Origin of the sequence: Polymorphospora rubra (genome assembly GCF_018324255.1) — a bacterium.
Classification (GTDB): Bacteria; Actinomycetota; Actinomycetes; order Mycobacteriales; family Micromonosporaceae; genus Polymorphospora; species Polymorphospora rubra.
Genome location: NZ_AP023359.1, coordinates 7,493,444 through 7,506,857, shown reverse-complemented (window position 1 = coordinate 7,506,857; position 13,414 = coordinate 7,493,444). Strand labels below are relative to the sequence as shown.

Below are 13,414 nucleotides of genomic sequence, written 5' to 3'. Positions count from 1 at the left end.
CGTCCACAATCGACGTCCTGCGACGCTCGCCGGCCGAAACCGCCGGTAGTGACCGGTGGGCGACCGATTGCCACAATGGATCGCGTGGCGGCGGAGAGAGGTGTTCGGTGACCGGAGTCGAGTTGATCGTGGCGGCGTTGGCCGCGGGGGCGTCAGCGGGGGTCACCAGCGGAGTCCAGGATGCCTATGCCTGGTTGAAGGGACAGCTGGTCCGTCGCCTGTCCGGCCGTGAACAGGCGGTTCAGGCCCTGGCCGCCGACGAGGTCGAGCCGGGTGTGTGGCAGGCCCGCCTCGGCGACGACCTGGCCGCGTCTGGAGCCGACGCCGACCTGGAGGTGCTGGCGGCGGCACGTCGACTGCTGGCGGTCGCCGGTCCGGCCGGTACGCGGGGCGGGCTCAACCAGGTGACGAACAACTACGGGGCGGTGGGCGAGTTCCACGCCCCGGTCACGTTCACCTACGGGCAGCCGCCGACGCCGCCGGACGGGCCGTGACAGCGTCAGGGGAGCGTCCTGACACCTCGACCAGCGTCGGCACCAACTACGGCGCGGTCGGCAACTTCCACGGCCCGGTCAGCATCGTCGGCCGGCCACCGGTCAGCTGGCCGCGCCGGGTCGGGGCGGTGCCGCCGCTCGCCGACTGCCGCCAGGACCGTCCCGTCGACCGTGACCTCGACGCTCCCGGTGGTGGCGCGGCGATGCCGTGCCAGGTGCTGACCGGCCTGGGTGGCATCGGCAAGACCCAACTCGCCGTCGGTCTGGCGCACCGGATGTGGGAGCGTCGGGAGATCGACCTGCTCGTGTGGGTGTCGGCGACCTCCCGCTCCAGCATCGTGACCAGGTACGCCCAGGCTGCCGTTGACGTCAGCGCGACCGACGACCCGGATCCGGAACAGGCCGCCGACCGGTTCCTGGCCTGGCTCGCCGAGACGCGGCGGCGGTGGCTGGTCGTCCTGGACGACCTGACCGAACCCGACGACCTGCGGGGGCTGTGGCCGCCGACGGCCGTGGCGGGTCGAACGGTGGTCACCACCCGTCGCCGCGACGCCGCTCTGACCGCCGGCCGGCAGGTGGTTGACGTGGGGCTGTTCGCCCCCGCCGTGTCGGCCAGTTACCTGCGCGACAAGCTCGACGACGATCCGGTACGCCTCGACGGGGCAGGGGACCTGGCCGACGCTCTCGGGCAGCTGCCGCTGGCCCTGGCACAGGCCGCCGCCTACATCCTCGATCGGGGACTGACCTGCGCCGCGTATCTTCGCCGGCTGTCCGACCGGGGCCGTGATCTGGTGCGGCTGGCTCCGAATGCGTTGCCCGACGGGCATTGGGGCACGATCGCCGTGACCTGGTCGCTGTCGGTCGACCTCGCCGACCGTCTCGACCCGGCCGGGCTGGCCCGTCCCGTCCTGGAGTTGGCGGCCCTGCTCGACCCGAACGGCATCCCGATCGACCTGTTCACCACCGACGTCGCGCTGGCGTACCTGACCGAGCGCCGTGGCGGCGGTGTGCCGGTCGACGTCGACGACGCCAGCGACGCCCTGTACTGCCTGGACCGCCTCAGTCTGGTCACCGTCGACCGACCCGGCCATGCCGTACGGGTGCACGCGCTGGTGCAGCGCGCCATCCGCGAAGCCACGCCCGCCGACCGCGCCGCCACGGTCGCCGCGACCGCCGCCGACGCCCTGGCCCAGCGGTGGCCCGCCGTCGAGCGGGATCGCGAGATCGGGCAGATCCTGCGGTCCAACGCGGCCGCACTGCAGGCCGGTGCCGGACCACTGTTGTGGAATCCGGACCGCCGCGCGTACCGGGTGCTGTTCACCGCCGGCGGCAGCCTCGGCAGGGCGGGACTGGCGGCCGCCGCGGCGGAGTATTTCGACAGGTTGTGTTCCGTCGCCGAACAGTGTCTCGGCCCCGCCCACCGCGACACGCTGACCGTTCGCAGCAGGCTCGCCCGCTGGCGGGGGACGGCCGGGAACGCGGCCGGTGCCGTTGCCGCTTTCGCCGACCTGCTCGCCGACCGGCAACAGGTGCTCGGCCCCGACCACCCCGACACGCTGGCCACCCGCGGCAACCTCGCCCGGTGGCGGGGCGAGGTCGGGGATGCGGCCGGTGCCGCGGCGGCGTTCGCCGAGTTGCTGGTGGACATGGTGCGGGTGCACGGGCCCGACGATCGGGACGCCCTGGCCGTGCGCGGCAGCGTCGCCGCCTGGCGGGGCGAGGCCGGGGATGCGGCCGGTGCCGCGGCGGCGTTCGCCGAGTTGCTGGTGGACATGGTACGGGTGCACGGGCCCGACCACCGGGACACGCTGGTGATCCGTACCCACATCGCCTTCTGGCGGGGCAAGGCCGGTGACCCGGCGGGTGCCGCGACCGCGTTCGCCGACGTGCTCGCCGACCGCCTGCGGACCGTCGGCGCCGATCACCCCGATTCGCTGCTCACCCGCAACAACCTTGCCCGCTCGCAGGGGGAGGCGGGCGATGCGGCCGGCGCCGCGGCGGCGTTCGCCGAGTTGCTCGTCGACATGCTGCGGATCCACGGGCCGGACCATCCCCACACCCTGACCACCCGCAACAACCTCGCGTTCTGGCGACGTGAGGCCGGGGACGCCGACGGTGCCGTCACCGCCTTCGCCGATCTGCTCGCCGACCGCCTGCGGATCCAGGGAGCCGAGCACCCCGACACGCTCACCTCGCGCAGCAACCTGGCCGCGTCGCGCCGGGCGGCCGGCGATCCGGCCGGGGCCACGGACGCGCTGACCCAGCTGCTCGCCGACCGGGTGCGGATCCTGGGCCCGGACCACCCCGACACCCTGGCCAACCGGGGCATCCTCGCCTACTGGCTGGGCGAGGACGGGGCCCCGGCCGACGCCGCTGCCGCCTTCGCCGATCTGCTCACCGACGTACTGCGGATCCACGGCCCCGACCACCCGCAGACCCTGGCCGTCCGCGGCAACATCGCCTACTGGCGGGGCCGGGTGGCCTGACTGCCCGGGGTCGACCCGGGGCGGGGGTGGACGGGGCACTCGTCCTCCATTAGCGTTACGAGGCGTCATGTAACGTAAGTGGGAGGAGTGACGACCCTTGACCAGGCCCGACGAGACCGAGGTACGCCCTGACGGGTCCGGCCCGGCGCCGGCCCGCGCCACCGGGCGGCAGTGGGCGGGACTCGCCCTGCTGGTGCTGCCCATGCTGATGCTGTCGACCGACCTGACCGTGCTGTTCTTCGCGCTGCCGACGCTCAGCGCCGACCTCGATCCCAGCGCCACCCAGGTGCTGTGGATCGTGCACGTCTACGGATTCCTGATCGCCGGCTTCCTGGTCACCATGGGCCGGCTCAGCGACCGGGTCGGTCCCCGGCGGCTGCTGCTGATCGGCTCCACCGCGTTCGCCGCCCTGTCCGCCGGCGCGGCGTTCTCGGTCAGTGCCGAGATGCTGATCGTGGCCCGTGCCCTGCTCGGAATCGCCGGCGCCACCCTGATGCCGTCGCTGTTCTCGCTGCTGCGCATCATGTTCCACGACGACGGGCAACGTCGCCTCGCCATCGCGATCATGTTCAGCGCGTTCTCCACCGGCGGTGCGGTCGGCCCGCTGCTCGGTGGCGCGCTGCTGGAGTACTTCTGGTGGGGATCGGTCTTCCTCATCAACGTTCCGCCGATGCTCCTGCTGCTGCTCGCCGGCACCAGACTGCTCCCCGAACAGCCCGGACGGACCGACGTGCGGCTCGACCCGACGAGCGTCGTACTGTCCGTGGTCGGGATGCTCGCCGTTGTCTACGGGCTCCAGGAACTCGCCGCCGCACAGGAAGGCGACGCCGGATCGGTCTGGCCGGACCTGGCCGTCGTCGCGGCCGGCGCCGCCGTCCTGGCCGCCTTCGTACGCCGGCAACGCCGGCTGCGTGACCCGCTGTTCGACCTCGCCCTGCTCGCCGACCGCCGGACGGGCACCGCGCTGGCCACCCTGCTGCTCGTCGGCGTGGGTGTCGTCGGCACGTTCTACCTGTTCACCCAGTACCTCCAGTGGGTCGCCGGCCTCTCGCCGTTGCAGGCCGGCCTGTGGACGCTGCCGTACATCGTGGTGAACATCGCCGGGGCGATGCTCGCGCCCGCCCTCGCCGCCCGGCTCGGCCCCGCGACCGTCGTCGCGGCCGGGCTCGCCGTCACCGCGCTCGGGGCGGCCCTGCTCGTCCTGGCCGCCGGTACGGCGACCCCGCTCGTACCGCTCGTCGTCACGATCTGCGTCGTCGCCCTCGGGCAGGGTGCGGCGACGGCGCTCATCAGTGACCTGATCATCGCCGGTGCCCCGGCCGGGCAGACCGGTTCGGCGGCCGCCGCCCAGGAGGTGGGCGGCGAACTCGGAACCGCGCTCGGGGTGGCCGCCGGCGGTGCGGTGGGTCTGCTCGTCTACCGCGGCTCGCTGCCCGGCACGGGGTCGGCCGAGGCGCCGGAAACAGCCGTACGGGCGGCCGGAGCCAGCGTCCACGAGGGGATCGCCGTGGCCGACGAGTTCCCCGCCCTGCTCGGTCCGGTGCGCGACGCCGTCATCAACGGGTTGCAGACGTACGCCGGTGTGGCCGCGTTCCTCACCGCCGTGGCGGCCGTACTCGTCGCCGCCGTACTCGTCCGACGGCCGGGCCGGTCGGCACCCGGCTAGCACCGCCTATGCTCGCCGGATGCGGCTCGAGCAGATCACCATCGTCGTCGAGGAGTACGACCCGGCCATCGCGTTCTTCACCGACGTACTGGGCTTCGAACTCGTCGAGGACTCGCCGTCGCTGACCAACGACGGCCGGCCGAAACGGTGGGTCGTCGTACGTCCACCGGGCGCCGAGACCGGGATCCTGCTCGCCCGCGCCGACGGGGAACGGCAGCGTGCGGCGGTCGGAGACCAGGCCGCCGGCCGGGTCGGGTTCTTCCTGCGGGTCGACGACTTCGACGCCACGTACCGGCGGATGGTCGACGCCGGCGTGCGGTTCGTGACCGAGCCGCGCGAGCAGCCGTACGGCCGGGTCGTGGTTTTCCTCGACATCGCCGGCAACCGGTGGGACCTGCTCGGCCCGGCCTGAGGGTGCCGCGATCGCGGGCGGTGGGTCCGCCGGACGTGCGATCGTAGCCGGATCGGCGGGAGAACGGGAGGATCATGGACGACCAGCCGGCGGACCGCCGGGTGATCGGGCTGGTGGTGCATCCGACCCGGCCGGTCGCCGACTCGGTACGGACCCTGCTCGACGCCGCCGCACGGCTCGACGCCACCGTCGTGGCCCGCGACACCGACACCGGCCGGATCGCGGACGACCGCGTCACCTTCCTCGACCGGGCCGCCTTTCTCGACCGGGTCGGCATCGTGGTCAGCCTCGGCGGCGACGGCACCATGCTCGGCGCCATGCGACTGCTCGTCGGGCGGGACGTTCCCGTCCTCGGCGTCAACCACGGTCACCTCGGCTTCCTCGTCGAGATCGCCCCGCCCGACCTCGCCGGCGCGGTGGACCGCCTCGTCGCCGGCGACTTCACCCTCGAGCCGCACAGCAACCTCGACGTCGCCGTCACCAGCGGATCGGACGTGAGCAGCCATGTCGCGTTCAACGACGTCGTCCTGAACCCCGCCGGCCCGCCCGGCGCCACCGTCGTCGACCTGCTCGTCAACGACGCCCGCTACGGCTACTACCGCTGCGACGCGGTCGTGGCCTGCACCCCCACCGGCTCGACGGCCTACAACTACGCCGCCGGCGGGCCGGTGTTGTCGCCGTCGGCGGCCACCGTCGCGGTGACCCCGGTCGCGCCGATGTCCGGCATCAACCGGGCCGTGGTCTTCGGCGCCACCGACACCATCGGCCTGCACAATCCGGCACAGACCACACTGCGGATCACCGTCGACGGGACCGACGCCGGCCGGCTGCCACCCGGCGGCACCCTGTCGGTCACCGTACGGGCGGGCAGCGTCAACGTCGTACGGCTCGACCCGACCGCCCACGCCCAGCGCAGCCGGGTCAAGCTGAGCCTGCTCGACCTGCCGCTGCGCCCCGACCAGCTTCTCGACCTGGTCCCGCCCCGGCTGCGTGACCAGGCCCGCCACGCCGGGGGACTGGCGTCGGGCCGGTTCCCCGGCGACCGGTAGGTCGCTGGCCCGCTGGTGGCGACCGTCCTACCGTCGCTCCACGCGGTCCACGCCCTACCAGGAAGATCGGTTCGAGTCCGGCCTGGCCCACAGATGTCCGACTTGAAGGAAACGATGTTGAGGGCGGCCGTGTCTATGGCAGATGGATGGGAATTCTCCACCTGCAGCATTTATCACTGCTGCATCACAGGGGAGAATTGAGATCAACTCTGTGTAGAACCGAAGCTAGACGCTGTGGGAACGTGCCGCCGACGGCGCGGCGGTGTCTGTCGCTTACATATTGATGCCAGCGCGAAGGGTGCCGAGCTTCGCCATTTAGGGTCCAGACGCCCGAGATCTTCAACGCTCCGAGACGGTCGACAAGCCATGCGATCTGTGCGTGGCGATGCGCCAAGGCCAAGCCATGAAGGCCGCTCACTCCCCATCCGAGTACCAGTTCGGCCGATGAGGTTAGGACTTGGTTCAAATTCCAGCGGGCGGCCTCCCAGCCCGCCGCGTCTCGGCCCGCGTCATTGATCTCGGTGACACTGGTGGTCGGGACTGCAAATAGATTTCCCACCTGCACGTCGCTACAGCCAAGGATCTCGGCAGCGACGCGTAGGTGTCGCATGGTGGCAGTCCCGGCAGTAAGGGGTGGGTTGAGCAAAACTGCCCCAAGCACCCGTGGTTGCTGGCCGTCAGGCTGAGTCATCGATGGCTAGGACTTGGCCGTTCGTCATCTGCTCGATGTGTTTGAGCACCTTCGCCGGCGCTTGGTCACCGATGAACCTCACTACTGACTCGGCGGCGTAAGCGCGGTCCAACTCAAAAGACAGCCATCGCCGACGTAGATCCTCGGCCGCTCGCCCCGTGGTGTTCGACCCGCCGAAGAAGTCCACGACTAGGTCACCAGGATCGGTGCACATCTCGATGAAGAAAGAAGGCAGCTTGATCGGAAAGCGTGCCGGGTGACCTGACAGGCCGAGCGCTTTGCATGCTCGCAGGTACGCGTCGTTGGACTGGCTGTTCGGGATTGAGAGCAGGTTGGACGGGAGCGCGCCGCCGTTATCGCGGCCGAAGGCCTCGCCGATGCTGTGCTGCGACGGCCGATCCTTGGGGGTGTAGTAGCGCTGCGGGTCTTGCAGCAGCCGCTCCATGGACTTTGAATAGGGTACGCGCACCTTGCCAACGTCGGCCTTGGGATCATCTGTCTTCGACAGCCACCACACAGTGTTGACGGCATCTTTGGCGCGGATCTTGCGCTTGTTCACCCACTCGATGGGTGACGGTAGCTTCGAGGGATTGTACCAATAGAACTCCTCGGCCAGCCGGTATCCCACGTCGTCGACGAAGGCCAGCAGGGCCCGGTACTGATGGAGAGATCGCACCGGTAGCCCACGCTGGTAGGCCCCGCCGATGTCAATCACGAGGCTGCCGGTCGGTTTGAGTGCGTCCTTGGCCAACTTGGCAAACTCTGTCAACCATGCCACGTAGCGCTGTTGATCTTCGTTGCCGTAGGCCTTTTGTCGAAGTAGTGGGAAGGGGGGACTTGTGACGAACAGGTCAACGCTGTTTGCAGGCAGCTGGGCTAGCAGCTCCAGACTGTCTCCGCTGATCATCGCGCCTTGCGGCGTTGAATAACACACCTGGCCAGACCTCAGGTGACCCAAAAGATCTTGCATCGTCCTCCTCCCGCCTAGCCGTCTTGGGCACCTTACCTGGCGATCCCAGCCGGGTGGAGGACCCTCCCCGGTGGGCAGATGATCTCATAGGAGATCCTAGGTTCGCCGCCGGTCCTGGCGCCAGGATGTTACCGACAGTCGCGGGTCGAAGGTTGTTGGTGGCATCTGAGACGCTCTCCTCGTTGGAGGCTCACTGCGTTCGAGCATGTCTAAGGAGGAGGTCGTAGCTATGGCGGAAGCGCCGCCTGACTGGCTGGAGATGCCGGATGGGGAATTCCACGATCGCTACCGACCGGCGGGAAATCCGACCAGCAGCTACCTACATCGTGTCCTAATTCGCGCGCTAGGTCCGGCCGTCACGAAGCTCCCGTCGAACGAGGCGCTCCGCGCCAAGCCTCTTGTTGTCGACTTGGCGCTGCCGCTGCCATCCCGGCTTCGTATCTACCTCTATGGCGCGACGCAGCATCCCTCAGAGCGGCAACAGGGTACCTTTAAAATCCAGCTGACCGTTGGTGTCCCTCGGGACGGTCAGCCCGCCAACTCGAAGAACCTGTACTTCGACCGTTCAGACGACATCCGGCCGATCCTTGCGGGCTATCAGCCTGACCAAAAGCTCTTCATCCTCTGGGACGCCGACTTGCACGACGTCGCCGACGGATTCCCGTACTCCAAGAATGTGCAGGCGCCGCCTGACCTGGTATGGCACGCCGTCGCCCGCGGTCTGGCCCAGGATACTCGTCGTCTCAAACGGCCACCTGTCACCGAGTCCATCGTGGCTGCCCGTCCTCGCCAGCTCGCCAAAGCGCTGCAGGTGCGCATCCGACTGAGCAACGCGGCCCTATGCGACGGGCTCTTTTGATGCTGAAGAATCTAGGCACCTTCGCCACCGAATACGCCAGTGACACAGACGACATCGCTGAGGATTTCTACGATCCCTGCCTGCGGAAGTCCGTAACCTACGACCGAATTACTGGATTCTTCAGCTCCACCGTCTTCCATCTTGTTCATTCGGCGCTTGCCGTTTTCTTCACCGAGAATGATGGGAGGATGCGGCTGTTGTGCTCCCCCCGGCTCAGCGCGCCGGACGCCGACAGCCTGCTCTTTGGCTACGCCGCGCGCTCGAACGCTATCTTGGCCGAGACGCTCCGCGCCGAGTTGGCTGAGATGCTGGACTCCGCCCACGCTGTAGGGACAAGGCTTCTCGCGGCCCTTGTCGCGTCCGGTCGGCTTGAGATCAAGCTGGCGCGGGTCGCAGCCAGTGTTTCAGAAGCCGACAAGCGGATGTTCCATGACAAGGTGGGCGTGTTCACGGATAGTGCGGGCGACGTCGTGGGCTTCCGCGGCTCACTCAATGAGAGTTATCTCGGCCTTTCGGCCAACGGCAACATCGAGTCGGTAGACGTATGGCCGTCCTGGGAAGGCGGCCGAGACGCCCAGCGCGCCCACAATGCGGTCAGCCGGTTTGCGCGGCTGTGGGAGGGGGAGGTTCCAGGCGTTAGCGTGGTTGGGCTGCCCGACGACATCCGCCGTGAGTTGGAACGGGTCGCGGTCGATGCCGACCTTGAGGCTCTCTTGCGTCACCTGGCGAAGCAAACACCGGCCGAACCCGTTGTCGGGCCGCCCGCTGTCGGTGGCATTGAGCTGAGGCGACACCAGATCAATGCCTTTGAGAGATGGGTCGCCGAAGGCCACCGTGGCTTACTCGCCCATGCCACCGGCTCCGGAAAGACCGTCACCGGCCTTTATTGTGCGCAGACCGCTCTCGCAGCCGGACAGGTGCCGCTGATCCTGGTGCCGTCGCAGCTCTTGTTAGAGCAATGGGGTAACCAGGTTCGGGAGCTGCTCGGCGCCCGGGTCGTGCTGGCCGGTGGTGGGCACCACGAGTGGTCGCGAGGCGGCGTCCTGCGCGCCGCCATCGAATCGGCCCGCGTCGAACGGCCCTACGCGGTCGTGGCCGTCGCAAATACCGCCGCCGGCCCAGCGTTCCGGTCGCAAGTCCGCCCTATGTCCGGCAAGCTCTTCGCCATCGCCGACGAGGCGCACCGGTTCGGCAGTCCAGAGTTCCGCACCATTCTCGACTGGCTCGATGCACCCTGGCGCCTCGGCCTCAGCGCTACGCCGGAGCGGGCCGGAGATGCTGAAGGCACTGCGGCCATCGTCGACTACTTCGGCGGAATAGTTCACCGCTACACTCTCAAGGATGCTCTAGATGATGGCGTTCTCGCGCCCTACGTGTACCATCCGTCCTGGGTCAGCCTCATCGAAGCGGAGCAGCAGCGCTGGGATGCTCTCACCACCGAAATCCGGCGGCGCTTCGCTATCGCCAAGGCTCCCGGAGCCAAGGCGCACACTGCAGAGCAGCTACGCATGAAGCTCATCGAGCGCGCCCGGCTCGCCAAGGGTGCGGCCAATAAGGTTCCCGCCGCTGCCGACCTCATCACCCAGCACTACCATCCTGGCCAGAAATGGTTGGTGTACTGCGACAACCAGGCTCAACTCGCCGACGTCCGCCAGGCCCTCGACCGTCGCGGTATTCGCTCCTGGGAGTATCACCGCCAAATGCGCGGTGACGCGGATACCACGCTAAAGCTCTTCGACGTCTCTGGTGGCATTGTCGTCGCCATCAAGTGCCTGGACGAAGGCGTGGACATTCCCTCCGCGACACACGCTCTCATCCTGGCCAGTTCTCGTAACCCGCGGGAGTTCATCCAGCGGCGCGGTCGCGTGCTGCGGCGCTCTCCGCACAAGACCGTGGCCACGCTGCTCGATGTCCTTGTGCTACCCGAAACGCTTGACCAGAATGATCCAAAGTGGTCCCTGGCAATCGGAGAGCTCGCGCGGGCACTCCAGTTCGCGAACTGGGGAATCGGTCAGGCCGCTACCTCGCGGCTGGAGGACAAGTGGGTGTCGATGGGCTTGTCGCTTGCACAGATCGACGAATTGCGAACCGCAGGTGTGGAAACTGACGACGATGACGAAGGAGATCCCAGCAGTGACTAAGCCGGGAGAGGAGACGGCCGACCTGCTCGCGACCGTCGAAGAGATCCGGGCGCGTGATTTCGCCGACATCGACCCAAAGTTGGTGAGCGAAATCCTCGCTACGCAGCACCAGTTCGCCGAGGACCGTGCCGAAGCCCGCAAGCGGACAGACCAGATTATCAACCGATGGGCCGCCAGGCATCTGGGATCCGGGGCGTCTCACTGATGCTGACGCTTAAGCTCCTGACCGTTCGAGACTTCGGCCCGTATCGCGGCCGGCAAGAGATAGCCTTCTCCCGTGATCACGGCGTCTTTATCATCTATGGACCGAACGGCCGGGGAAAGACCACCCTGCACAACGCCTTCCGCTACGCACTGTACGGCGAGATCCTGGGTCGCCGTCGCGCCGAGGAGCCTGGCGACTTGGCCAACACTGAGGCCAAGAAGCAGGCCGGCTACGGCTCGTTCGAGACCATTCTCGACTTCGAGCACGACGGCATTTCGTACCGGCTGACTCGCCGCTACGACGAGCGTGAACAGCCGCGCGAGCTGGCGCTTCTAGAACGAGACCGCGTTCCTCTGGCACAGGACGACATGGAGAAGACGCTCCAGATTATTGCCCCGCGCTCCGTTAGCCAGTTCTTTCTCTTCGACGGCGAACTGTTGCGCCAGTACGAGAATCTCCTCGACAAGGACAGCAAAGAGGGCGAGGCTCTGGAAAAGTCCATCGAGCGCGTACTGGGTATCCCTATTGTGGGGAACGCAAGGACTGACGTCACCGAACTGCACAAGAGCGCCGATCGGCTGCTCACCGAGCAATACGCGGCCTCCGACAAGACCAAACGCACGGCCCTATCCCTTAAGGAAGCGCAGGACGTCGCCAATCGCCTGCAGGCGGACCGGGACGAAGTGTCCAGGCGCATCACCGACATTCAAAGCGAGATCTCCAATCTTGAGCTGCAGCTTCGTGAACAAGAGAAGTCCGAGCGCATTTTGGGCACACTCGACAACCTGCGTCAGCAGCAGGCCACGCTTAGGCTCCGCGAGCAGGATGCCCTGGATGCTCTCGCTGAGCTCACCGGCAGCCTATGGAAGGCGGTTCTCTCTCGCTCCGCCGCTCGTCGGCTCGTCGCCGTCGAGGAGGAGGTCGAAACCGCTGAGGCCGAGCTCCGTGACGCATCGGCTGCTGTCCGGGACCTGGCGCACCTTCATACCGTTGCCGACTGTCCGGTATGCCACCGCGACGTCCCCGAAGAGCTGCGCCGTCAGCTCATCGCTGAGTTGCAGGCCGCTGCATCGACCGCTCACCACGGCGTCGTGGAGGCGCGCCTTGCCGAAGCACGGGGACGGCGCAAGGTATTGCAAGCGCTCGCCAGCGAGGACGCCAGGCTCGTTGCCGACCGTGATAAGGCCTTGCGGACTGTCCGCTTTGAGCAGCAGGAAGTCGCCGGTGATATCACCGGCTTAGAGCAAGAGCTATCCGAATTGGGTAAGGAAGCCGAGTTGCGTGACCTCACCACGCAACGACTCGAACGACAAACCCAGCTTGGTCGCGAGCGTGACCGCCTACAGGAGTGCGATCGGGAGCTACACGACCAGAATCTAGTGATCGATGAGCTCAAGCGGCGGCTACGCAAGGAACAGCAGGTTCAGCCCGACCCGAGCATCGAGCTCAAGGAGGAGATCACCGAAGCACTGATGCGCCTCTTCGCCAGTTCGATCGACGCTTATCGGCACAAGCTACGAGGACGGGTCGAGGCCCGCGCCTCCGAAATTTTCCGGGAACTAGCCTCCGAAACCGACTATGTCGGGCTGCGGATCACTGATCGCTACGGTCTGGAGATCATCGACTCCGATGGCGAAGTCGTACGGCGGTCGGCTGGCTACGAACACCTCGTCGCTCTCTCGCTCATCGCCGCGCTCCAAGATAGCGCCGCCGTCCGTGGGCCGGTCGTTATGGACTATCCATTCGGCCGTCTCGATGCTACCAACACCGCGCGCGTCGTCGCTGCCCTCCCGCGCATGGCCCGACAGGTAATCCTACTTTCGTTCGATGGCGAGTTCGACCGCACCGAAGCGCTCCGAGCGCTCGGCTCCAACCTGGTCGCGGAGTACGAGCTGGAGCGCATTACAATCAAGCACACCCGCATCCAGACTCGAAGGACCATCTGATGGCCGATCTAAAGAACATTGCCCTGACGGTTGAAGCGGCCCAAATCGTCAACGAACTAGGCAAGTCATTCGGTATCAGTGAGCAAATGGATACCATTCGGCTCGGATTTGCGTATGCTGTGCAGCAGGATGCCGATCTAAATCGTGACCTTGGCACCCGCGGTGGAAGTAACTATGACAGCGGAGGTCTCGACAATGAAGGCCTTATGGCCGCCACGGTAAAGGTCTACTACGCCTACCCGGAAGTTCAGGCGGAGCCCTACCGCGCTGTGGAAGTCCTAATGAACAAAGGTGTGCGGCTTCTGAAGGAGCACCTGCGCGACGGTACTGTTGGAACTCTTGGCGATCTAGTTGACGTTGACCAAGGCAAGTGATGTGTAGTTCATTGGCTGCGTGCCGGTAGTCGATTAGTGGGCAGACAGTTCCGTTCGGACGACTAGTCGATACGCCGTTTCGGGCTGGCCCCAAAGCCTGCGGGGTGGTCCGACGCGGTGC

General features: G+C 67.2%; 12 protein-coding genes. 10 read left to right on the top strand and 2 right to left on the bottom strand.

Annotated elements, in window-relative coordinates; all coding sequences use genetic code 11:
* Positions 1–107 precede the first annotated feature (107 nt).
* The 5 genes from Prubr_RS32790 to Prubr_RS32770 all read left to right on the top strand — a co-directional run bounded on the left by Prubr_RS32790 (position 108) and on the right by Prubr_RS32770 (position 6,107).
* The gene (locus tag Prubr_RS32790) at positions 108–494 is read left to right on the top strand and encodes a hypothetical protein (RefSeq protein WP_212819113.1); all 387 of its coding nucleotides are present in this window, start codon (positions 108–110) and stop codon (positions 492–494) included.
* The gene (locus Prubr_RS32785; protein WP_212819111.1) at positions 491–2,980 is read left to right on the top strand and encodes a tetratricopeptide repeat protein; all 2,490 of its coding nucleotides are present in this window, start codon (positions 491–493) and stop codon (positions 2,978–2,980) included. Before Prubr_RS32790 ends, Prubr_RS32785 begins: the two co-directional genes overlap by 4 nt.
* Before the next feature lie 97 nt (positions 2,981–3,077).
* Complete coding sequence (locus Prubr_RS32780; RefSeq protein WP_212819109.1) at positions 3,078–4,646, top strand: MFS transporter; 1,569 nt, start codon at positions 3,078–3,080, stop codon at positions 4,644–4,646.
* A gap of 19 nt (positions 4,647–4,665) precedes the next feature.
* Entirely contained in the window at positions 4,666–5,058 is a 393-nt protein-coding gene (locus Prubr_RS32775; RefSeq protein WP_212819107.1) for a VOC family protein, read from the top strand.
* Positions 5,059–5,132: 74 nt separating this feature from the next.
* Positions 5,133–6,107, top strand: a complete 975-nt coding sequence (locus Prubr_RS32770) for an NAD(+)/NADH kinase (protein WP_212819105.1) — start codon at positions 5,133–5,135, stop codon at positions 6,105–6,107.
* 184 nt (positions 6,108–6,291) lie between these two features.
* On the opposite strand, the gene Prubr_RS38465 is transcribed toward Prubr_RS32770, so the two are convergent.
* Positions 6,292–6,798, bottom strand: coding sequence for a DUF1643 domain-containing protein (locus tag Prubr_RS38465; RefSeq protein WP_425566053.1), 507 nt, complete (start codon positions 6,796–6,798; stop codon positions 6,292–6,294).
* On the bottom strand, positions 6,785–7,768 hold the full coding sequence (locus Prubr_RS32760) for a DNA-methyltransferase (RefSeq protein WP_212819101.1): 984 nt from the start codon (positions 7,766–7,768) through the stop codon (positions 6,785–6,787). The genes Prubr_RS38465 and Prubr_RS32760 overlap by 14 nt, the downstream gene beginning before the upstream one ends.
* A gap of 229 nt (positions 7,769–7,997) precedes the next feature.
* Between Prubr_RS32760 and Prubr_RS32755 the strand changes: the two genes are divergently transcribed.
* The 5 genes from Prubr_RS32755 to Prubr_RS32735 are packed head-to-tail and all read left to right on the top strand — an operon-like array spanning position 7,998 to position 13,293.
* Positions 7,998–8,627 (top strand): hypothetical protein, encoded by a 630-nt coding sequence (locus Prubr_RS32755; RefSeq protein WP_212819099.1) that lies wholly within the window; start codon positions 7,998–8,000, stop codon positions 8,625–8,627.
* Positions 8,627–10,768, top strand: coding sequence for a DEAD/DEAH box helicase family protein (locus Prubr_RS32750; RefSeq protein ID WP_212819097.1), 2,142 nt, complete (start codon positions 8,627–8,629; stop codon positions 10,766–10,768). The genes Prubr_RS32755 and Prubr_RS32750 overlap by 1 nt, the downstream gene beginning before the upstream one ends.
* Positions 10,740–10,973, top strand: coding sequence for a hypothetical protein (locus tag Prubr_RS32745; protein WP_212819095.1), 234 nt, complete (start codon positions 10,740–10,742; stop codon positions 10,971–10,973). Before Prubr_RS32750 ends, Prubr_RS32745 begins: the two co-directional genes overlap by 29 nt.
* Complete coding sequence (locus Prubr_RS32740) at positions 10,973–12,919, top strand: AAA family ATPase (protein ID WP_212819093.1); 1,947 nt, start codon at positions 10,973–10,975, stop codon at positions 12,917–12,919. The genes Prubr_RS32745 and Prubr_RS32740 overlap by 1 nt, the downstream gene beginning before the upstream one ends.
* Positions 12,919–13,293, top strand: coding sequence for a hypothetical protein (locus tag Prubr_RS32735; RefSeq protein ID WP_212819091.1), 375 nt, complete (start codon positions 12,919–12,921; stop codon positions 13,291–13,293). Before Prubr_RS32740 ends, Prubr_RS32735 begins: the two co-directional genes overlap by 1 nt.
* The last annotated feature ends 121 nt before the right edge of the window (positions 13,294–13,414 follow it).

What these genes read in the sequence shown, in the direction of transcription:
- Prubr_RS32775 (WP_212819107.1), top strand. Translation starts at nt 4,666, where the DNA reads ATGCGGCTCGAGCAGATCACCATCGTCGTCGAGGAGTACGACCCGGCC.
- Prubr_RS32770 (WP_212819105.1), top strand. Translation starts at nt 5,133, where the DNA reads ATGGACGACCAGCCGGCGGACCGCCGGGTGATCGGGCTGGTGGTGCAT.
- Prubr_RS38465 (WP_425566053.1), bottom strand. Translation starts at nt 6,798, where the DNA reads ATGACTCAGCCTGACGGCCAGCAACCACGGGTGCTTGGGGCAGTTTTG.
- Prubr_RS32760 (WP_212819101.1), bottom strand. Translation starts at nt 7,768, where the DNA reads ATGCAAGATCTTTTGGGTCACCTGAGGTCTGGCCAGGTGTGTTATTCA.
- Prubr_RS32755 (WP_212819099.1), top strand. Translation starts at nt 7,998, where the DNA reads ATGGCGGAAGCGCCGCCTGACTGGCTGGAGATGCCGGATGGGGAATTC.
- Prubr_RS32750 (WP_212819097.1), top strand. Translation starts at nt 8,627, where the DNA reads ATGCTGAAGAATCTAGGCACCTTCGCCACCGAATACGCCAGTGACACA.
- Prubr_RS32745 (WP_212819095.1), top strand. Translation starts at nt 10,740, where the DNA reads ATGACGAAGGAGATCCCAGCAGTGACTAAGCCGGGAGAGGAGACGGCC.
- Prubr_RS32740 (WP_212819093.1), top strand. Translation starts at nt 10,973, where the DNA reads ATGCTGACGCTTAAGCTCCTGACCGTTCGAGACTTCGGCCCGTATCGC.
- Prubr_RS32735 (WP_212819091.1), top strand. Translation starts at nt 12,919, where the DNA reads ATGGCCGATCTAAAGAACATTGCCCTGACGGTTGAAGCGGCCCAAATC.